General features: G+C 60.4%; 19 protein-coding genes. 7 read left to right on the top strand and 12 right to left on the bottom strand.

Features of this window, described 5'->3' with window-relative positions; translation table 11 throughout:
• Window positions 1–292: 292 nt before the first annotated feature.
• Window positions 293–1,363: a phytoene/squalene synthase family protein gene (locus CLG94_RS11745; RefSeq protein WP_193450659.1), complete on the top strand. Its 1,071-nt coding sequence runs from the start codon at window positions 293–295 to the stop codon at window positions 1,361–1,363.
• Window positions 1,364–1,380: 17 nt separating this feature from the next.
• The gene (locus CLG94_RS11740) at window positions 1,381–1,665 is read left to right on the top strand and encodes an acylphosphatase (protein ID WP_107563766.1); all 285 of its coding nucleotides are present in this window, start codon (window positions 1,381–1,383) and stop codon (window positions 1,663–1,665) included.
• A gap of 86 nt (window positions 1,666–1,751) precedes the next feature.
• On the opposite strand, the gene CLG94_RS11735 is transcribed toward CLG94_RS11740, so the two are convergent.
• Both CLG94_RS11735 and CLG94_RS11730 read right to left on the bottom strand, forming a co-directional pair.
• Window positions 1,752–2,555 (bottom strand): 4Fe-4S dicluster domain-containing protein, encoded by an 804-nt coding sequence (locus CLG94_RS11735; protein ID WP_107563764.1) that lies wholly within the window; start codon window positions 2,553–2,555, stop codon window positions 1,752–1,754.
• Window positions 2,556–2,610: 55 nt separating this feature from the next.
• Window positions 2,611–4,743: a thioredoxin domain-containing protein gene (locus tag CLG94_RS11730; protein ID WP_107563762.1), complete on the bottom strand. Its 2,133-nt coding sequence runs from the start codon at window positions 4,741–4,743 to the stop codon at window positions 2,611–2,613.
• 256 nt (window positions 4,744–4,999) lie between these two features.
• On the opposite strand from CLG94_RS11730, the gene CLG94_RS11725 reads away from it, so the two are divergent.
• Together CLG94_RS11725 and CLG94_RS11720 are read left to right on the top strand one after the other, a co-directional pair.
• A complete protein-coding gene (locus CLG94_RS11725; RefSeq protein ID WP_107563761.1) occupies window positions 5,000–5,389 on the top strand; it encodes a DUF948 domain-containing protein in 390 nt (129 codons plus the stop codon).
• A 5-nt stretch (window positions 5,390–5,394) separates the two neighbouring features.
• On the top strand, window positions 5,395–5,709 hold the full coding sequence (locus CLG94_RS11720) for a YtxH domain-containing protein (RefSeq protein ID WP_107563759.1): 315 nt from the start codon (window positions 5,395–5,397) through the stop codon (window positions 5,707–5,709).
• Between the two features lie 116 nt (window positions 5,710–5,825).
• Here the strand turns inward: CLG94_RS11720 and CLG94_RS11715 are convergent, their stop codons facing one another.
• Window positions 5,826–6,602 carry an inositol monophosphatase family protein gene (locus CLG94_RS11715; protein ID WP_107563757.1) on the bottom strand — a complete coding sequence of 259 codons (777 nt, stop codon included), beginning with the start codon at window positions 6,600–6,602 and terminating at the stop codon, window positions 5,826–5,828.
• Window positions 6,603–6,694: 92 nt separating this feature from the next.
• Window positions 6,695–6,835 carry a DUF7130 family rubredoxin-like protein gene (locus CLG94_RS13345; protein WP_161954166.1) on the bottom strand — a complete coding sequence of 47 codons (141 nt, stop codon included), beginning with the start codon at window positions 6,833–6,835 and terminating at the stop codon, window positions 6,695–6,697.
• A gap of 150 nt (window positions 6,836–6,985) precedes the next feature.
• On the opposite strand from CLG94_RS13345, the gene CLG94_RS11710 reads away from it, so the two are divergent.
• Window positions 6,986–7,768, top strand: coding sequence for an inositol monophosphatase family protein (locus tag CLG94_RS11710; protein ID WP_107563755.1), 783 nt, complete (start codon window positions 6,986–6,988; stop codon window positions 7,766–7,768).
• A gap of 4 nt (window positions 7,769–7,772) precedes the next feature.
• Here the strand turns inward: CLG94_RS11710 and CLG94_RS11705 are convergent, their stop codons facing one another.
• The 8 genes from CLG94_RS11705 to hemE form a co-directional block, all read right to left on the bottom strand.
• Window positions 7,773–8,603 carry a TIGR02757 family protein gene (locus CLG94_RS11705; RefSeq protein ID WP_107563753.1) on the bottom strand — a complete coding sequence of 277 codons (831 nt, stop codon included), beginning with the start codon at window positions 8,601–8,603 and terminating at the stop codon, window positions 7,773–7,775.
• A gap of 8 nt (window positions 8,604–8,611) precedes the next feature.
• Entirely contained in the window at window positions 8,612–9,148 is a 537-nt protein-coding gene (locus CLG94_RS11700) for a M67 family metallopeptidase (RefSeq protein WP_107563752.1), read from the bottom strand.
• A gap of 431 nt (window positions 9,149–9,579) precedes the next feature.
• Window positions 9,580–10,215 carry a DedA family protein gene (locus CLG94_RS11695; protein ID WP_107563750.1) on the bottom strand — a complete coding sequence of 212 codons (636 nt, stop codon included), beginning with the start codon at window positions 10,213–10,215 and terminating at the stop codon, window positions 9,580–9,582.
• A 148-nt stretch (window positions 10,216–10,363) separates the two neighbouring features.
• Window positions 10,364–12,037, bottom strand: coding sequence for a dihydroxy-acid dehydratase (ilvD, locus tag CLG94_RS11690; RefSeq protein ID WP_107563748.1), 1,674 nt, complete (start codon window positions 12,035–12,037; stop codon window positions 10,364–10,366).
• Between the two features lie 40 nt (window positions 12,038–12,077).
• Window positions 12,078–13,346 carry a TolB family protein gene (locus CLG94_RS11685; RefSeq protein ID WP_107563746.1) on the bottom strand — a complete coding sequence of 423 codons (1,269 nt, stop codon included), beginning with the start codon at window positions 13,344–13,346 and terminating at the stop codon, window positions 12,078–12,080.
• Between the two features lie 81 nt (window positions 13,347–13,427).
• Entirely contained in the window at window positions 13,428–14,948 is a 1,521-nt protein-coding gene (gene hemG, locus CLG94_RS11680) for a protoporphyrinogen oxidase (RefSeq protein ID WP_239993229.1), read from the bottom strand.
• A 44-nt stretch (window positions 14,949–14,992) separates the two neighbouring features.
• On the bottom strand, window positions 14,993–15,955 hold the full coding sequence (gene hemH / locus CLG94_RS11675; RefSeq protein WP_161954165.1) for a ferrochelatase: 963 nt from the start codon (window positions 15,953–15,955) through the stop codon (window positions 14,993–14,995).
• A 1-nt stretch (window position 15,956) separates the two neighbouring features.
• Window positions 15,957–17,930, bottom strand: coding sequence for a uroporphyrinogen decarboxylase (gene hemE / locus CLG94_RS11670; RefSeq protein ID WP_107563742.1), 1,974 nt, complete (start codon window positions 17,928–17,930; stop codon window positions 15,957–15,959).
• A gap of 348 nt (window positions 17,931–18,278) precedes the next feature.
• Here hemE and CLG94_RS11665 point away from each other — a divergent pair, with 348 nt between their 5' ends.
• The gene (locus CLG94_RS11665; RefSeq protein ID WP_107563741.1) at window positions 18,279–19,031 is read left to right on the top strand and encodes a TerC family protein; all 753 of its coding nucleotides are present in this window, start codon (window positions 18,279–18,281) and stop codon (window positions 19,029–19,031) included.
• Window positions 19,032–19,316: 285 nt separating this feature from the next.
• Entirely contained in the window at window positions 19,317–20,633 is a 1,317-nt protein-coding gene (locus tag CLG94_RS11660) for a (Fe-S)-binding protein (RefSeq protein ID WP_107563739.1), read from the top strand.
• Window positions 20,634–20,644: the final 11 nt, after the last annotated feature.

The raw sequence follows: 20,644 nt of genomic DNA, 5'->3' as shown, positions 1-20,644 counted from the left end.
ACGGGTTATCCAACGCCGTGCGTATGGGCTGCGGGATGAAGAATATCTGAGGCTGAAAATACTCACGTCCATGCTCCCGGCACTCTGAAAAACATGAAATTCACCCACTCGATTACGCGAAGAGCCTAAATTATCTCACAAGGCACGAATCGAGCTATTCTGGACCTTTTCGGAGTTTTGTATGATCACGCATGACTTACCCCTAAAAGCCTTCAGCCTTCAGCCTATCTACCTGAGCAGTTACCTGGATTAGCCCCCACCTGTGGTGAGCTTGGCCGAACCGCCCGCCGTGATGAAGAATCAAGACCTGCTTGGCTCACTCCTCAAGCGAGTCAGTCGCTCATTCTATTTGACCCTGAAGGTCGTTCCTAGCGATGTGCGGCGGCCGATCGGTCTGGCGTACCTCTTCGCCAGGGCGGCAGACACCATCGCCGACACCACTCTCATCGGCCGCGCAGACCGCCTGAAGTATCTCGAACTCTTCCGCGAGGCGATCAGGGAAGGGAAGACCGGCGATCTCCTGGCGATCAAAGAGGTGCTCGCGGAACGGCAGCAGGTCGCGGCGGAGCGGGAACTGCTCACCCGCCTCGACGAGGGGTTTTCGATCCTTCATTCCCTCGGTCCGTCCGATCAGGCGATGATCCGTGGCGTGGTCCTGACCCTGACGGAAGGGATGGTCATGGATCTCGCCACCTTCCCCGGAGAGAATGAGGGTCGCCTCGTCGCCCTGGACACGCGAGCCGATCTGGACCGCTATACCTACTATGTTGCAGGGTGCGTGGGGGAGTTCTGGACCGAGATCCATATGGCACATCGCCCGTCCCTCGCCGGGTGGGACCGGGAGACGATGAGGCGACGCGGCGTTCGATTTGGGAAGGGGCTCCAGATGACGAACGTCCTGCGCGATCTCCCGAAGGACCTCCGGATAGGACGCTGTTACCTGCCGCGGCAGGAGCTGGAAGCGCTGGGCCTTCAGCCGGCCGACCTGCTCGACCCAACCGCCGTAGTTAAGGTTAAGCCGTTGTTACGCTCCCTCCTAGCGCTCACTCTCGATCATTACCAGGAAGGCTGGGCCTATACGCTCCAGATCCCGAGACGCGAAGTCCAAATGCGTCTGGCCTGCATCTGGCCGCTGTTCATAGGCCTCAAGACACTGGCACTGCTCGATCGATCGCCCAATCTGCTTGATCCTGGCGTCACCATCAAGACCCCGCGTGGCGCCGTCTATGGAATTATGGCGCGCTCATTGGCGATGATCGGCTCTGACGTAGCCCTGGACCGGTATTATCAGCGCCTGCGGCGCAGCGTGCCGGTCTCCCCCTTGCATGTATCCTCTCCCCCAGTGGGGGAGAGGGGCGGGTGAGGGGGACTTCAGGGCGGATGGTAGGACAAGAGCACGTCAGAGCCCATGTCTGGATCTCAGGAAGGGTCCAAGGGGTGTTTTTCCGCGCCTCCACGGTGGATGAAGCGGCAGCCAACGGAGTCGCTGGTTGGGTGCGGAACAGTTCGGATGGTCGGGTGGAGGCGGTGTGTGAAGGCGGGAGATCGGCCGTGGAAGCGATGATCGCCTGGTGTCGGACAGGCCCTCCGGCGGCGCGGGTCAGTTCGGTCGAGGTGGTATGGGAAGAGCCAAAGGGCGAGCACGGGTTCGGGGTGCAACATTAGCCGATTGCACAGTGCAGGCGGCCGGTCCAAGCGTGTAGGGGTCTCTTAGACCCTATACGCTAAACCCTATACCCTGGGTTCCAGGGCTACACTGCGGTGTACAGGCTGCAAAACTCCTCGTCGGTGAGCTGGTCAAGCCTGGAGAAGTCAATATCGTTCGAGGCGCGGCCTGGGTATTTATTGGTGAGCGTGATCCCGAAAAACTCCTCGAGTTTCTCGGTCTTAACCATTGTGACGGCGTTCCACGCATCACGTGCGCAGGCCTGTGCACATTTGTCGCAGCCGATACATTCATCAAACCGGATCTGAACGGACGGCACATTGTCATGGACGCTGCGGTCGTATCCGTGCATCTTGACCTGCTCGGGCATCAGGTGTGAGATACAATCCACCGGACAGACCGACTGACACGGCGTCACCCACTCTCCATGCTTAACGTTGTGCCCACCACACCCGGAACAATTGGCCGGGTCCACCAACGCAATCCAGGCCGGCTTCGCCTTCTTCTGGCCGATCTTATCCGGGTATTGATCGGTATCGACTAGGCCATCGCCGTCCTTATCCTCAGGGCTGCGGTTCAGATCCAGGGTCTTTTGCCGAATCTTCTCAACGAGCTGCACCCGCTCTTCCGCGAGCGCCTGATAGGCCGAATGTTTCTCCTTCCAGGCTGGGTAACGGTCAAGCCGAAGTAGCCACCCGTAGCCGTTCTGTTTCCAGAACTCCGCCCGCTTCAGCCGGTTCGCCTCCAGTTGGGCTTCGAGGGCGACTTTCTCCTTTGCGCGCGCTTCGAGCGTCTTCAGGTAGCTGTCCGCGCGTCGCCTATCCCGTTTATGCGGCGGCATGTACCCCGGAAGCGCATGCTCATGTCTCGTCAGCACATCAGGCACCATCGTGAAGCCCCCTTTGCCAGTTTAAGATTCAAGCTACCCGCTTACCTGGCTCAAGTCAGCGCTTGCCGCCAGCCGAGCGTCGCGCGGTACCGCCGAGGGCCTCGGCTACCTGAGCCGGATCGGTGATCGGGGCCTGGCAGGTGAAGTTGCGACAGACGTAGAGCGCCGCGCGACTATTGACCAATCCCTTCCCCAACAGCAGAGGGAAGGGGGGTGGATCGCCTTCAGCCGGATCGTGATACGCCACGATCCGGTTTGGGAGATACTGCCGTCCGATCTCCTGGCGCAGCGCCTCACACCCCGCCTCTCCAAGGGTGCCGATCAAGGCCAGCTCTATCGGCCCCTCCAGGAGGAGATCCACTACGGCAAGGCTCTTGGCGAAGGCGTGCGGATACAGGGCAATCTGTTTGCCGAAGGCCACGATGGCGCGATGAGCCGCGCTCCGCAGGTCCTCTCGGTCCAGGTGAAACGAGAGGCGGGCCAGCGCCGAGGCCGCCACGGCATTGCCGCTCGGTAAGGCGCCATCAGTCCCCTCTTGCCGGCGCAGGATCAACGATTCGTGGTCCCGCGCGGTCGTAAAGAAGGCGCCGCTCGGCTCATCCGCGAAATCGGCCAGCAGGCGCTCGGCCATTCTCACGGCTTCAAAGATGTAGCGCGCGGCCCCGCCTGCCTCATAGAGGTCGATCAGCCCCTCGCAGAGGTAGGCATAATCCTCTAGGTAGGCGCCTAGATGCGCCGACCCTCTCCGGTAGGTCCGGAGCAGCCGGCCATCCGGTCGGACCAAGGTGGTGAGCAGGAAGTCGGCCGCGCGGACTGCGGCGTCGAGGTACCGCCGATCGCCGAGGATGCGATACCCCTCCGCCATCGAGCCGATCATCATCCCGTTCCAAGCTGTCAGGATCTTGTCATCCAGGCCGGGTGCAATCCTTTGCCGCCGAGCCTCATAGACCTTGGGGCGCGCCCGATCGAGGGAGGCCTGAAGCTCTGGGGCGCTGATCCCGAGCTTCACCGCGACCTGTTCGAGCGTGCGCCGGACGTTGGGGATGTTCTTGCTCTCCCAGTTACCGCTCTCCGTGATGTCGTAGTAAGTACAGAACCGACGCGCCTCCTCCTCCCCCAGGATCGCCTCGATCTCAGCAGGCGTCCAGACGTAGAACTTCCCCTCCTCCCCCTCGGAGTCGGCGTCCGTGGCGGAGTAAAAGCCCCCCTCCGGCGCGGTCATCTCGCGCAGGATGTAGTCGAGGAGTTCGGCCGCGATTCGCCGATAGGACGGGTCGCCGGTCACCTGAAAGGCCTCCAGATAGGTCCTGGTCAGGAGCGCGTTGTCGTAGAGCATCTTCTCAAAGTGAGGGACCAGCCAGCGCTCGTCGGTCGAGTACCGGGCAAATCCGCCACCGATCTGGTCGTAGATCCCACCACGCGCCATGGCGTCGAGTGTCATCCGCACCATGTGCAGGCCGTGGGCATCGCCGGTGCGAAGGTGGTGGCGCAGCAGGAGCGACAGGCCCGTCGCGGCAGGGAACTTGGGGGCGGGACCGAATCCGCCATGGACCGGGTCGAAGCTCCCAGCGAAGTGGGCGACGGCGGCAGCAACCTCGGTCTGCCCTACCGGCAAGGGGATGGACGGGCGAGAAGCCTCACGCAAGCGTTCGGTGATCTCGTCCGATTGGGTCCGAAGGGTGCCTGGATTGCTCTGCCAAAGCTCTGCGATCTGTCTGAGGACGGTAGCGAAACCGGGGCGGCCATACTTATCGGTTGGTGGGAAGTAGGTCCCCGCGAAAAACGGCTGCTGATCGGGGGTCAGGAAAACCGTCATCGGCCACCCGCCCCGCCCCTGATTCAGGGCCACGGTCGCCGCCATGTAAATCTCGTCGAGGTCGGGTCGCTCCTCTCGATCAACCTTGATGCACACGAACGACTCGTTCATCAGCTTGGCGATCTGCTCGTCCTCAAACGACTCATGCGCCATCACGTGGCACCAATGGCAGGCGGAATAGCCGATGCTGAGGAGGATCGGACGATTCTCCTCCCTGGCCTTGCAGAGCGCCTCCTCCCCCCAGGGGTACCAGCCTACCGGATTATGGGCATGCTGAAGCAGGTAGGGGCTGGTCTCGTGGATCAGCCTATTAGTGTGCCGCGGCAGCGCCTCGTAACCCATTTCATGGGACCCCACATTAGTTGCACCCATTGCATTCCCTCTCATCTGACCTTAGCTGAGGGGAAGAGAGGTGTCAAGCAGTCGTAGCGCACGAAAGCCCGAACATACCATCGAGTCTTCCTGGCCGCCCTCGCTCTCACGCGATCGCCAAGCCGGTGGATCGTAGAATTACCACGCAGGTATAATCTGCTGCAGGACATCTCGACAGTAATCTTACGGCTTGACCTCATCTGGCGGCTTTGGTAAAGTTATCAGGGCTTCTTTCGATGTTTGCTGGGGAGGTGTGATGTTTACGACAGAGTGCGCGTTATGGTCCATTGTGGCCCTATTCTTTATCCTAGTGTGCGGCATGATCCCCGTGCTCGTGCAGCTTCGGCGGACCGCCAGGCAGGCAGAGGATTTTCTCAGGCTGGTTGAGCCTGAATTGCGGCCTACGCTGATCGATCTGAAAGAGGTCATTCGGAGCATCAATCGTGCATCTGACCAGGTTACCGGCGGGATGGAGAAAATGGGCGGGACGATTGAGACGATTACTGAAGTGGGACAGACAGTGCGTGATGCAAATCAATTGGTGCAGAGCATCGTCTTTCCGAAGCTGATCACTGGCGCTGCACTTATGACCGGCCTTCGGGTTGGCCTACGCACCTTACTTGTACGACTTGTGGGAAGGAGGTAATCGACATGAGCGAAGAACGAGGATGTGCTCCTGCTTCTGTGGCCCTCGCATTTATCGTTGGCGGTGCGCTTGGGGCGAGTTTAGCGCTTCTATTCGCTCCAGAGGGAGGCCGACAGACCCGCACTCGTCTCCGCGATCTCGCGACAGACGCCAAGGATCGAAGCACCGATCTCGTTGATGACGTCAAAGACCGGGTTGAGGATGCGATCGTGGTAGGCAAAGAGATCTTTGAAGAGAAAAAGGCAATTCTCACTGCTGCCTACCAGGCCGGCAAGGATGCGATGGAGAAAGAACGAGGCAAGCTACTACAGGAGAGATAACGGCCGTTGCGGCATCGTGACGGGCGTTCCTGACTCTGGGGGCGCCCGTTTCTGTCTCGTGCGGTGTAGGGGCGGGGTTCATCCCCGCCCGTCCCACGGGAGGGCATTAAGCCCCCCTACTCCCTGACAACCTGCATCACCTGGTCGAACAGCCGGCCATTGGTTGAGATAGCGTTCCCCCCCCGGATGGTTGGCCGTCCCTGCCAATCCGTAAAGGTTCCGCCTGCTTCCTGTAGGATCGGCAGCAGGGCCGCGCAGTCCCAGATGTTCATCACCGGATCGAGCATCACCTCCGCACGTCCCGTTGCGACCAGAATGTGTCCATAGCAATCGCCCCAACTCCGGTGCATCCGGGTGGCGGCGATCAGATGGCGGAATGCCGGTTCCCGCCCATGGGGCTCAAAGCCGGCGCCGTCCGTGTAGAGGAGCAACGCCTCTTTTAGATCGCCCACGCTGGAGACAGCGGCGCGGCGTCCATTCCAGAAGCAGCCTATTCCCCTGCCTGCAGAGACCAGCTCGCCCAGCGCGGGGAAATTCGCCACCCCAAGGACGACCTCTCCTTCGACCTCTAATCCAAGCAAGACACCGAAGAGCGGAACGCCGTGGAGGAAAGATGCGGTACCATCAAGCGGGTCGATGATCCAGGTCCAACCGGAGCTGCTCTGCTGCTCACCGAACTCCTCTCCAAGAATGCCGTGGTCCGGGTAGGCCTGTCGGATTAGCGCCCGGAGCCTCTCCTCGGATTCGCGGTCGGCCACCGTCACGAAGGTGCGGTCCGGCTTTCGCTCCGGAGAAAGGGCGGTCTGGAAATAGTCCATGACGATCGCCCCGGCCTCCTGGGCTGCCACGACTGCGAAGTCCAGGAGCCTCTGAAGCTCCTCTTTTCCGAGCATGCTACGCCTCATATCAAACGGTGGGAGCCTTGGCAGCAGGATCGATGGGGGCCATTCCTCTTCTGCCGATTCTCAAAGGTCTTCAACAATGATCAGTCCTCCTCCACGAGAACGAACTCTTCCCTGGGCGCGCCGCAGTTTGGGCAGTGGTCTGGCGGCTGGTCACCCTGCTGATGGTGGCCGCAGATGAGGCACTTCCAGACGATGGCCATGACCGTGGTCTCCGCGAACACGTCTCATGTGCGTACGATACCGAATGCCAGGAGCCGCACACATACTATCACCACCCTTTGCCTGGAGCAACGCAGTTGGCGAGGACGAGGAGGCTTAGACGCTGCCCACCGGATGTGGTAAACTGACAATAAATTTCACAAGGGGGTCAGATGGAAATCGACGCGATACGCGAGGTGGCGCTGCGGGCCGCGAAGGAAGCCGGGGCAATCCTTCGCCAGGGACTGGAGCAGCAGCGGATCATCGAATTCAAGGGCGAGAAGAACCTCGTCACCGACATAGATCGCCGCTCAGAGAAGGCGATCGCCGAGATTGTCCGACGGGAGTTGCCGCATCACAGCGTTGTGTGCGAGGAGGGGACTAGACTTCAGGGCGACTCGGGATACCGCTGGCTCATCGATCCGTTGGATGGCACCACGAATTACGCCCACGGCTATCCCTGCTTCTCCGTGTCGATCGGTGTGGAAAAAGACGGTGAGCTGATCTTTGGGTTGGTCTACGATCCGAGCCTGGAGGAGCTGTTCACGGCCGAGCGAGGTGGAGGGGCATTTCTGAACGGCAAGCGATTACAGGTCTCGGCCATCGCCAGCTTGTCGCACGCACTGCTGGCCACAGGCTTTCCTAATGACGTCGCGGGCGCCAAGCACAATAACCTGGATTATTTTGTGAGGTTCATGAAGCGAGCTCAGGGCGTTCGCCGCCCCGGCTCCGCAGCCCTCGATCTGTGCTATGTAGCTGCCGGTCGGTTCGATGGCTTCTGGGAGTTGAAGCTGCACCCGTGGGACATGGCGGCCGGCTCGCTGATGGTCACCGAGGCGGGCGGCCGAGTGACCGATCTTCACGGCGGGCCGCATCGCCTGTCTAACCCCCAGATCCTCGCCAACAATGGCCTGCTCCACGACGAGATGCTGCGCGTGCTGACCATGGAAGATTGAGGTTCTACCGCTCAGAGCCTGGGATCGGCTGCTTCAGGACCCCCAGGCGGCACAGGGCAAAGTCGTACTTCACGGGATCCTCAGGATCGAACGCACGGAGTCGCTGTGTTACCTCTTTAGCCATCCGCCAGTTGGGCTGCTTCACCCTGGTTAGGCCGAGTTGCTGCGAGATCCGAGCCACATGCGTGTCGAGGGGCACGATCAGCTTCGCAGGCGACACCGCCGTCCAGATGCCGAAGTCGATCTCATCGCCGCGACGCACCATCCAGCGCAGGAACAGGTTGAGGCGCTTGCAGGCGCTCCCCTGGGCTGGTGAGGGGAAAAAGAAGCGAACGCCAGTCTTTGCCGGGAGCGTGCCGGAGGGGTAGAAGGCAGAGACGTCAAGCGACAGCATCCGCTCAACAAAGCTGTTCAGGGCAGGTCCAATATCGTCGTGAGTGGGATCATACCCCTTGAGGAAGAAGGCCTGAAGCGATCCCTCCGCCGCGATGGCCTGATGGAGCAGATGGCAGAGGAGCGCGAGGTCGACACCGGAGTTGAAGCGGTGAACAAAGTGCTGAAAGCGGGCCGGATCGCGCGTAGGATCGAACCGTCGAATGAACCTGGCCGGGCTATCTCCCATCGCGTCGAGCGCAGTGTTGGCGCTACGGTGGATCTGCTTGACGTTGCCATAGGCAAGGGAGGCGGTTACGAAGGCCGCGATCTCTCGGTCCTCGGGGCTTGCATACTGGTGGGGAATGCTGAGGGCGCTGGTCGAGAGAAAGACAGGTCGACTGTAGCGGTGATAGAGCTCATCCAGAAGCTGCTTGAGCTGCGCGTTGGAGCGCACGGCCATAGCGCGACTCACTCCTTGGTGTTCAGCTCCTTGGCCTGAAACCCGATGGCATACGGGCAGTGGATCGGCGCTCGCTCGATGGTTCCGTTGGCTTTGTAGTATCCGGCAATCCGGATGTTGTACCCGTTAATACTGCCGGACACACCGCCACCCTGTACATAGTTCCATCGCTGTTGCCTCGCCGAATCGTTAATGGCGACCACAATGGCGACGTTTCCATCCTTGAAGAAATGCCTATCGGCCGCACTCAGTATCGTGGTCGCTCGGACGGCGCCATACATCGGGTGCGAGTGATAGTCGCCCACGCACTCCCAGCGCGAGGTACTCCTGACAGCCTCCTCGACCCGTTGACTCCGCATCAGATCAACGTGTACCTCGCGAAACTTCCGGGTCGCCGTCTGGTACGGAACCACGAAATCGACGAGGATTCGTTCGGACATGCTCTGGCCAAGCAGAACCCCGAAGCACTCCTTGCGGTAGACTTCAATGGTCGAGACCAGCAGTCCGACAAAGGCATTCTCGCTAAGGTATAGCTCCATCGCCATCAATCACCATCGGTACGATCTGAAAAGGGCAAGCTCGGCTTCACTACGATGGGGCAGTATGATAATGAGGCACCGTGACTGGCGTGAAGGAGGGGCCGGTTGAAGCCCCTCGCTGGAGGTGATAAGCTTAGACGCGCCAGGGTAACTTCATCATCCAGCAGACCTGCCAGGCACAAAATAAGGATAACTCGCCTATTGGAGGGAGGCAAGCCCAAAAAAAGGGCAACTCCGCCCAGTCAACAATGTGGGGATAGACTGGAGGAACCCCCGAGAAACTGCGATTATTATCCGTTTAGATACACCATTGTAGGGGCGAACCTGCGCGTTCGCCCCATCTGGACAGACACATTTGTTGTAGGGGCAGGGCTTGCCCTGCCCAACAGCGTCTAACCCCAAGAAGGGCGCAGCAAGCAGCGCCCCTACGGGGGAGATTACATGGAAGGCTTGCGGGCTCGCCGGCTGCTTCGCACAAAAGTAATAATCCCGGGGAGTAGGGAAAGCCCAATGACGAGGGCGATGACGACCTGGATGTACTTGTCAATATCCGGGATTGTTCTACCAAGGATGTAGCCGATAGACGTCATGCTGACGACCCAGCCGACCCCTCCCATCACGTTATAGAGGGCAAATCGACTGTATTGCATGCCCCCTACACCCGCTACGAGGGGAGCAAAGGTGCGGACGATAGGCATGAACCGGGCAATGATGATCGTAATCCCGCCGTACCGATCGTAAAACTCTTTGGTCGTGGTGAGGTGCTTCTTGTGGAAAAACAGCGAGTTTTCGCGGTTGAAAATTTTCGGTCCGGTACTCGCCCCGATGGCGTAGCCGACCGTATCCCCGATAATCGCGGCCAGGCTGACGAAGAGAAAGAGGCTCCACAACTCCAGGTGCCCGCTGGCGGCGAACAGCCCTGCCGTAACAAGGAGGGAATCCCCTGGCAGGAAGAAGCCGACAAAGAGACCAGTCTCCACGAAGACGATAGCGATCAGGACCGTGAGGCCGCCGACACGTACCAGGGCCTCCACATCGTACACTCTGTGAAAGAGATCCCACAGCCATTCCATCTTAGTAGCTCTCAGGCATCAGCCGTCAGCCCTTAGCAAAAACTAATGATATGCGAAACCTGCCCCACCGCCGAATACCGGAACTCGCCTGTAACCGCTCTCGTTTTCCGCATTGGTCCCCCGCTGAAAGCTGACCGCTGATGGCTGCTCAATCAGTAACAGCGCCTTCCGACGCCGACGAAACCGTGCGGGCGTACTTGGCCATAACGCCGCTCTTGTACCGGGGGGCTGGCGGCTTCCACTTTCGGAGTCGCCGTTTGAACTCGGCGGCTGACAGCTCCACGTCGAGCCGCCGCTTCTTGATGTCCAAGACCACGATGTCGCCGTTACGCAGCGCCGCGATCGGTCCACCCACTGCCGCTTCCGGGGCAATGTGGCCAACCATCAGGCCATGCGTTGCACCCGAAAAACGCCCATCGGTCATCAGCGCCACTGAGTCCAGGAGTCCCGCGCCGGCAAGAGCCCCGGTGACGCCAAGCATCTCGCGCATTCCTGGCCCGCCCTTGGGCCCCTCGTAGCGAATCACGATCACGTCGCCCGCCTTGATCTTCCCGGACTTGACGGCGGTGAAGGTATCCTCTTCTCGGTTAAAGACCCGCGCCGGGCCACGATGGAGCATCCGCTCGTGACCGGCAACCTTCGCCACACACCCTTCCGGCGCAAGATTACCCTTGAGGATTACCATGCCCCCGGTCGGCTTGAGCGGCCGCTTGAGCGGTCGGATCACCTCCTGCCGCGGGGTTTCGCGGGCGCCCCGCGCTTCCTCGCCGATCGTCTTGCCGGTGACCGTCAGCTCGTCAGCGTGAAGGAGACCCGCATCAAGGAGACGTTTGGCTACCACCGTCATACCGCCAGCCCGGTGCATGTCCGGAGCGGTAAAGCGTCCCCACGGCTTCAGATCGGCCAGAAGCGGGATCTTTCTCGATATTCGATCGAAATCGCCCAGGGACAGCTTGACACCGGCCGCCTTGGCCACAGCGAGTAGGTGGAGCACGGCGTTGGTGGATCCCCCAGTGGCCATCACTCCGGCGATGGCGTTCAGAAAGGCCTTGCGGGTGAGGATCGCTTTCGGGGTCACGCCGCGTCGCAACACCTCCATCACCAGTCTCCCGCACTCGAACGCTACGTCCTCCTTCCCTGCATCTACTGCCGGGACACCATTCCATCCCATCGGCGAGATGCCAATCATCTCAAAGGCGGTGGACATGGTGTTGGCGGTGAACTGGCCGCCGCAGGCACCGGCGCCCGGGCAGGCATGGCCCTCGATGGCGCAAAGTTCCTCAGCCGACATCTTGCTCGCATTGAAAGCGCCTACAGCCTCAAAGACATCCTGGATCGTGAGGTGGCGGCCCTCGTACTCGCCGAATTCGGTGGAGCCGCTATAGAGCATGAGTCCCGGGATGTTGAGGCGGGTCAGAGCCATGACGGTACCAGGGATTGTCTTATCGCAGCCGGAGATGGCGACAAGGGCGTCAAAGAGGTGACCTCTGGCGACCAGCTCGATCGAGTCGGCTACGACCTCCCGGCTCACCAGGGACGTCTTCATCCCTTCGGTCCCCATGGCGACGCCATCGGAGATCGCAATCGTATTGTACTCGATCGGTGTCCCGCCGGCGGCCCGAATGCCCGCCTTGACTCGCTCGGCCAGCGTCCGGTGGTTGAAGTTGCAAGGCATGACCTCGATCCAGCAATGGGCCACGCCGACTAGCGGTCGAGCTAGATCCTCATCCTTGAAACCGATGGCCTTGAGCATCGCCCTTGCCGGCGCGCGGTCCGGACCATCGAGTAAGGTGCGGCTTTTATGTCTTGGATCGAAGGTCATCGATTCCTCCTCATGTGCAGCGTCCTTACGCGGGAACAAATCACGGGCGGGTGATGCCCACGTGAATTCCCTGCCCTAGCAAGCGGGGCGGCGACGTGCGGTTAGTTGAAAGCAGATATAGCTTCCCATCTTCAGTGACCACGCCGATATTGTTTGCTGACACCGAGAAAGGACGGTTCGCCACCCGGGCCACGCCGGCTGAGAGATCGACCGGATTACCACCGATCTGATTGAGCGGCACACCCCATATCTTTTTGTTGGTAGGATCATACCAGACCAGCAGATCTCCTGTCGATGCGAGGTAGACCGATCTCCCATGGGCGCCTGTTCTGAGGTCCTCTAAGCCCTTCGCCGCGTAGACCGCACGGACCATGTCCGGATTCCGCAGATCTCGCACGACCCAGAAGAGATGCCGTTCGGTGACCTTCTGCGCGGTTATTTCGTAGCCTTCCAGCGTAATCAGGTCTGTCTCGTCCTCTGGTCTTGTGACCATAGTGAAGTCAAACAGACTGAACCGCTGGGCCCGCGACGCCGGTTCCAGTACCAGCCTGATGATCGGAAAGATCAGTTCAATGGGGGCCTCAGCCACAGACTTGAGTCCTGTTCCATCCAGACGCATGTGCGAGAAGGCTCGTTCCTTAGGGGTTACCTGGGTGCTAAACACGAGGGTATTCTCAAAAATCCCCATCTTCTCGTAGGCTAGTTCGGAGACGCTCCCCGTGTTAGCTACAACCGACCGAAGCGGCCCGGCCGGGAGGTCATACCGTCGCATCTCCTTGTTCAGCCCAAAGAAGAGGGCGTCTTTGCCCTTAATGTTGTACCGGATCACGGTGTCGATCGATCCGCTGACTCCGGAGATCTTTTGCTTGCCTCCGGTGAGCAAATCCACCAGGACCAGGATCCGGTCACCCTGGCTTTCCGAAAGAAAGAGGAGGCGATTGTCGTCGAGGAACTTCGGCGAGAAGCTTCTCGCGGTTGACAGTTCATCCGAGAAGTTGCGCCTGACCCCTACGATGTTATTGTTTTCATCTAGATCGGCGACGAACACCTGATCGAGGCCGGTGGTGGTCCCGCCAGTCACATAGGCCAGCCGCTGGCCGCTGGGTGACATGGCGATCTCCGAGATTGCCCCGGACAAGCCCGGGACGCGTACGGGTCTGCTACCATCTGCGTTCTGAACCAGGACCGAGCTAGTTCCCTGGTCTTCTGAGACAATGTAGGCGACCTTTGACATCGTGGTCGCACAACCCGCACTGAAGATTAGAGCGGCCATGAACCCGCACATGATAACGACCTTCCTTGCTTGCATAGACGATCTCCTTTTCGCGCTCGCGGCGGAATCACACACTGGATCGATCAGCATCTTCGGTTTCAGCCTCCGGGTACAGGATTATAGGAGAGAATCTCCTGCGGCACAAGCACCGGATGGCTCGGTCAGCATCGTCCCGGCATATCCTTCTCCCTGCGCCGGGGTCAACTCTGCCAGCAGGGCATCAGCAGCCGCTTCGCCGCTACGAATCGCGTCGGGGACGCCGACGCCGCGGTACGCGTTGCCGGCCAGTTTGAGGGTTGGCCACCGGCGAAGCTGGCGTTCGAGCGTTGCCAGCCGAGCCAGGTGCCCCACATGGTACTGTGGCATCGACTGAGGGTGCCGTACCAGATGACTCCACAACGGAGCAGTTTCAATCCCCAGGAGCTCCTTCAGGTCGTGGCGAACCGCAGTAAGCAGCCGCTCATCATCCCATTCGAATGGTTCGGGCTGGAGTGCCCCGCCCGCGAAGGTGCGCAGCAGGGCGTGGCCGGCAGGCGCGCGATTGGCGAACTTCACGCTACTAAAAGAGCAGGCGATGATGGTGCGCCCCTCGCAGGCCGGCACAACAAATCCAAAACCATCGAGCGGATGGGGAATCGCATCCTTCCGATAGGCGAGGCTGATCGTGACCGAGGAGGCGTAGGGGATGGCCTCCAGCTCTCGAGCGAGGTCGCCGTCAAGGTCATGCGTTAGTACGGCGGTCTGGAAGGCGGGGACGGCGAGAATGACCCCATCAGCCTCGATGTTAGTGCCGTCCTTCAGCCGTATGGTCCAGCCTTTCTCCCTCCGCGCGATCCCGGCGACCGGGCAGCCAAGCCGTACCGTGCCTGCCGGTAACCGCCTCACCAAGGCATCGACAAGCGCTTGCAGCCCATTGTCCAGCGTGGCAAACAGACTATACCGCGGGCCGCTGTCGGATTTGGTGCGAGTTTTGCCAGAGGCGCTCAACCGTTTCCGTCGCAGGGCAAGGATGAGGCTGCGATGCTGTGCTTCCATTTGCAGAAACTGCGGGAAGGTGGCCTGTAGACTCAACCGTTCCGGGTCTGCCGAGTAGATGCCTCCAATCATCGGCTGAGCCAGCCGTTCGAGCGCTTCCGCTCCCAGACGACGTCGAACGAACGACGCAAGACTTTCATCGGGACTTGGCTGCCCACGGGGTAAGACCAGGTCTAAGGCCATTCTCGCTTTGCCGCGCCAGGTGAGCAGCCCCGATCGCAAAAACGGCCAGATTCGCGTTGGCGCCAGCAAGGTGAACCCTTCAGGCAGAGGATGAAGCGTTTTGCCCATGGCGACGAACGTCCGGCGATGGATCTCGCTGGTCCCGATGATCCGATCGCTCAGGTCGAGGCGCCTGATGAGGTCTACCGCCCACGGCTTGTCAGTGAATAAGGTATCCGGTCCCGATTCAAGGATGAAGCCGTCCCGACACGTTGTGCCGATCACGCCACCGGGGCGCGAGCCTGCCTCGAGGAGCATCACCTCGCAGGGCGCCAGTTCGCTGCTGTGCCGCTCCTGTAGCCGGTATGCAGCGGCGAGGCCCGCGATGCCGCCCCCGACCACGACGATACGCTTTAGGTTGTTACCCGGCTCTATTCCCACCCCCTGCTGTCCAAAACGTATGATCCGTACTCGAAAAGGGTCATCTAGCTCTGGTTCACGCGCCGCCGTACCAGATCTGCCAGCGCCCGGATGTAGAGCGGATGATCGTTCACCGCGTTGGCCCGCTTGAGATCGAGCCCCAGCACATCAGCCTCCGCCTTCGCTTCTACGTCCAGATCGAACAGCACCTCGACGTTATCGCACACAAATCCTATGGGGGCCAGTACCACCGATCTGCACCCTTCGGCCTTGAGCTTCCGCAGGACATCGCTCACATCAGGCGTAAGCCACGGCTGCCGTGGATCGCCGCTGCGGCTCTGGTAGGCGAGTGACCAGTCCGGGTGCCCCAAGGCTGCCGCCACGAGTCGGCACGATTCATGTAACTGCTGAACGTATGGCGATGATGCGGCCATGGAGGTTGGAATACTATGGGCCGTGAAGAGCAGCCATGTGCTGCGCCTGTCCCCGCATGCTTTAAGCGGGGAACGGAGATCGGGCGGAGTCTCTTGCAGTTGCAGGCGGATCTGCTCGGCCACGGCCGCGATAAAATCCGGGTGATTGTAGCAGGGCTGGGCGAAGTCTACGTGTGGCGCCCTGGGCCCTGCAGCTATCAGTGCGTCGGTGACCGTCCCCACCGATTTCTCCCAGCTCGCTGCCCCGGAATCGTGCGGGGCCATGATGAGCCCGACAGCGCGCTTCACGTTATCGTGGACCATCTGTTCGACCGTCTCGCTGGTCATGGGGTGCCAGTATCGCATCCCGACGTACACGGGAAGTCTCGGCCCCTCCCGCTCTAGCAGAGCCGCCAGGCTCTTTGCCTGCTGGAAGGTCAGATCGGTTATCGGCGACCTACCGCCAAGCTGGTCGTAGTGCCGAGCGACCTCTTCCAGGCGTCCCGGTGGCACCGGTACGCCCCGAAGTACATTGCTCAGAAATGGACGGACCTCATCAGGCTTTGTAGGGCCTCCAAAGGCGATCATCAGGACGGCGTCGAATGGTGGAGCCACGTCATCTCGCCGTCTCTTCGTGAACATAGTCGATGAGCGCGCGCAAGTGGTCCACGGGGGTTTGTGGCAACACCCCATGACCGAGGTTGAAGATATGGCCCGGACGTTTCGCGGCACGCTCAAGAATCCGTCCGGCCTGGCGGCGAATCTCATCGGGCTCGGCAAGGAGCACCATCGGGTCCAGGTTGCCTTGCACCCCGACCTCATGCCCGAGACGCGCCCACGCCTCGTCCAGATCAACGCGCCAATCCAGCCCGATAACATTCCCGCCCGCCTCCCGTATCAGTGGGAGCAGCGTGGCCGTATCGGTCCCAAAGTGAATGACCGGTACGCCCGGCGTCAGATTCGCGATGACGCGTTTCGTGTGGGGCAGGACAAACTCGCGGTAGTCATCCGGGCTGAGACAGCCGACCCAGCTATCGAACAATTGCGCCACCTGGGCCCCCGCGGCGATCTGGCCGTTCAGGTAGCCGGATACGACATCCGACAGCCGTTCCATCAGAGCATGCCAAGCCCCCGGGTCGCGGTACATGAGTGATTTGGTGTGTTGATACTGACGCGACCCGCGACCCTCAACCAGGTACGAGGCCAGGGTAAACGGCGCCCCGGCGAACCCGATGAGGGGAATATTAGGCGGAAGGGCCGCCCGCGCCAGGCGCACCGCTTCGAAGAGGAACGACAGCGATTCCTGCACATCGACCGGCTGTAGTCTTTTCAGGTCAGCCCCGGATCTCACCGGGTCGTGGATGACCGGGCCATCGCCCTTCGTAAACTCGAGGCCGACCCCCATCGGTTCCACCACCAGCAAGATGTCCCCGAAGATGATCGCGGCATCCACCCCAAGGCGTTCAACGGCCGTCACCGCGACCTCAGCCGCCAGATCCGGCCGGTGACACAGCTCCAGAAACGAGAGCTTGCCGCGGATCTCACGGTACTCCGGCAGGTAGCGCCCGGCCTGCCGCATGATCCAGATCGGCGTATAGGGCGTTGGCTCCAGGCGGCAGGCTTTCAGGAAGGCACTCTCTTGCAGCAGTTCCGCAGATCGGTCCTCCCGCACCTCGCCTGCCTGCCGCACTTCGCACGGCGCAGGCAGGCACCCCGTACCCCGCACCACCCTTGCTCGCTTGATCCGTCGCAGTACGTGTGCATGGCGTGCGACAGTGAGGATCAGGGGCCCCATCTTCGGATGCTCCGGCTCCAGGTCCACAACCAGGCCATGCTCGCGCATGGCTCTGCTGCAGGTGGGGCCAATTGACGCGACGACCGCGTCCTGGAGTCCTGCCCGCAGCGACTCCTCCAACCCGGATTCCGCTGCGACCTGCAGCAGATGATCCACCTGCACTGCGGTGGTAAAGAGGACCAGATCGACCTCCCGCTCGGTGATGGCCTTGATTGCGCGCCGAAGAGGGCCACAGTCCTCTGGCAATGCCCATCGGTAGACGGAGACCCGCATCACGGAGGCCCCTCGCGCCGCGAGCCCGGCAACCAGCTCCGGGTTGCTCCGTCCGTACTCCTGTACCGCCACCCGCCGACCTTGCAGGGGGATCGCTGCGTCGTCGATAGCGCTCAGAATTTCACGCCAGGTGTTCGGTTCCGGGACAGCCACCGTAATCGGGACGCCCAGATCGCGCAGCACCGTCTGCGATTTTGAACCGCGGACAATGGTCGGGATTCGGCTCAACGCGGCAAGGATCTCTGCGCGTGGGTAGGCGCCTTCAATTGCGGTAAGTAGGGCGCGGATGCCAACGCCGGTCAACAGCACGATCATGTCGATCCGACCGGCCAATAACTCTCTCGCGAATTTTAACGCTTCCGGGTTTTCCGCGAGCGGAACCTCTCGGACAGCCGGCGCGGAGATAGGAGTCCCGCCTTGGCGGCTGATCAGGTCAGCCATGGCACCAGCCAGGCGACTTTCAAAGGAGACCACTTTGAGGCCGGTCAAGCCGCTAAGCTGGGAAGCAGCAATCTGGTTCATGGCTCAAAGCCTCTTCGGGGGCGCCGAGACGAAGGGTTTCAGTCTATCTGCCTTTTAGTTACCATAGAATGAACCTGTAGTATACGGTCGGCGGCTCAAAAGCGCCAGAGCAAAAGAGATGCCAGATGAGTCCTTGACCCGATCAGAGGGTAGGATTATAGTGACTACTCAGGTGTTTAGGCTGAAGGCTGTTACTCTCTGCGCATGGACCGAATCAAGGCGCCCAGAACCTTTTCGGTCTCCATCATGTTTGCGTTGCATTCAGAAAACGCCTGGTTCATCTGTGCGCGTTCCTACAGTCTAAAAGACTACAGTCTATCTACCTGAGTAGTTACGGAGAATTCACATATGGATTGGTTGGCTGACCCCCAAACATGGATCGCATTTATCACGCTCGTCGTGCTTGAACTCGTTCTCGGCGTTGACAACGTTATCTTCATTTCGATTCTGGCCGGAAAACTTCCTACCCATCAGCAAGACCGGGCACGCACCATCGGCCTGGGACTGGCAATCGTCTCGCGCGTTCTGCTTCTGCTCTCGCTCTCATGGGTCATCAGCCTCACCGAACCGCTATTCTCGGTGTTCAAGTATGAGATAGCCGGGCGCGACATCATCCTCATTCTCGGCGGCCTGTTTTTGCTGGGGAAGAGCACCCATGAGATTCATCAAAAACTGGAGGGTGTAGAGGGGCACGCCTCAGCCCATGTCGGCCCCTCGTTCGCCAGCGTCATTGTGCAGATACTCCTGCTGGATGTCATCTTCTCGCTCGATTCGGTGATCACCGCCGTAGGCATGGTTGACCAACTGGCGATCATGATCGCCGCCGTGATTATCGCGGCAGGAGTGATGATTGTTTCCGCCCGTCAGATCAGCGGTTTTGTGGATCGCCATCCTACCATCAAAATGCTGGCGTTGAGTTTTCTCCTGCTCATCGGCTTTACCCTCATCGTCGAGGGCCTGCATCAGCATATCCCCAAAGGTTACATCTACTTTGCGATGGCGTTCTCGATCGTTGTAGAACTGTTCAACCTACGGCTGAGAAAGGTTCGCGCCGAGCCGGTGAAGCTGCACGAAGCATACGTCGACGAGGCAGATAACTGATTGGACGGCGCTGTCAATATACCGCAAGAGGGACGCTCTATTGAACAGAGGGTGTAACTACAAGGTGTTTAGGCTGAAGGCTGAAGGCTGAAGGCTCTGAATTATCTCGCAAGACGCGAATCAAGCCGTTCAAGACCTTCTCGGTTTCTATGACTTTTGGTTCAACCCAATAAACCAACATTGCTACTTCATCAGCCAGCTCAAATGCCTGAAGTTTTGTGTGATCACGCATGATTATCCCTAACAGCCTTCAGCCTTCAGTCTATCTACCTGAGTAGTTACCAGATGGTGAGCCAGTCAGCAGAAACGATCGGCGCCGGCGCCTTTGACCAACTCGACCCACCTGATCCGGAACTCTATCTCGACTGCATCCACTGCGGGTTCTGCCTGCCGACCTGTCCCACCTACCTTGTTCTCGGCAACGAGATGGATAGCCCGCGCGGACGGCTCTACCTCATTCGGACCGCTTCAGAAGGGAAGATCGGCGCCTCTGACAGCTTCGTCAAGCACATGGACCTCTGCCTCCTCTGCCGGGCCTGCGAGACGGCCTGCCCTTCGGGCGTGAAGTTTGGCTTCCTGATGGAGGCGGCCAGAGGCCAGATCGCGCGGCGCTATCAGTACCCCCCTGCCGAGCGGCGTTTCCGCGATTTCATTCTGCACACTTTCACCGATCTCGGTCGCCTGCGGACGCTTACCAGCCTCCTTCGGTTGTATCAGAGGTTGGGCCTGCAGCGGCTCATTAGGGCTTCAGGGCTCTTGAGCTTCTTTGGCCGTCTTGGCCAGATGGAGGCCCTTCTTCCCGAGATCGCGGCCCCTTGCCTGGGCGAGCTCCCCGAGGTCACACCAGCCAAAGGTCAGAGGCGTGGGCGGGTTGGGCTCCTGCTCGGCTGCGTCCAACGGTTCTTCTTCGCCCACGTGAATGCTGCCACGGTCCGGGTTCTGAGCGAGAATGGCTACGAGGTGGTGGTGCCAAGGAACCAAGAGTGCTGCGGTTCGCTCCTGGTTCACGAGGGGGAGCGGGAACGAGGGAAGCTGCTGGCGCGGCGGACAATCGAGTGCTTCGAGCTGGCGAACGTCGATGTTATCGCTGTGAACGCGGCGGGGTGCGGCTCGGTGATGAAGGAGTATTGGGAGCTGTTCCAAGCTGACCCAGACTACGCCAAGCGGGCTGAGGCCTTCAGTAGGAAGGTGCGGGATGTCTCAGAGCTTCTGGCTGGGCTCCCGTTATGCGGTAAGCTCCAGCCGCTGAACCTGACGGTTACCTATCATGACGCCGGTCATCTGGTGCACGGCCAGAAGATTCGGCAGGAGCCGAGGCGACTGCTGAATACGATCCCGGGCCTCCGGTTGGTCGAGCTGAGAGAATCCGACTTCTGCTGCGGCAGCGCCGGGATCTACAATCTCCTTCATCCCGACGTGGCTCAGCAGTTGCTCGATCGCAAGGTCGAGCGGATCAGGGAGACGGGGGCTGACGTAGTGCTGAGCGGCAACCCCGGCTGCTCCCTCCAGATCGAGAAGGGCCTCAGGGAGCGTGGACTTCAGATCCGGGTTCTGCACCCCGTCGAGCTGTTGGACTGGTCGTACCGGGGTACGGAGAGATAAGCACAGATTCG

Source organism: Candidatus Methylomirabilis limnetica (assembly GCF_003044035.1).
Lineage (GTDB): Bacteria > Methylomirabilota > Methylomirabilia > Methylomirabilales > Methylomirabilaceae > Methylomirabilis > Methylomirabilis limnetica.
Note: the sequence above shows the minus strand (reverse complement) of the source record. Positions and strands in the feature narration are given on the sequence as shown.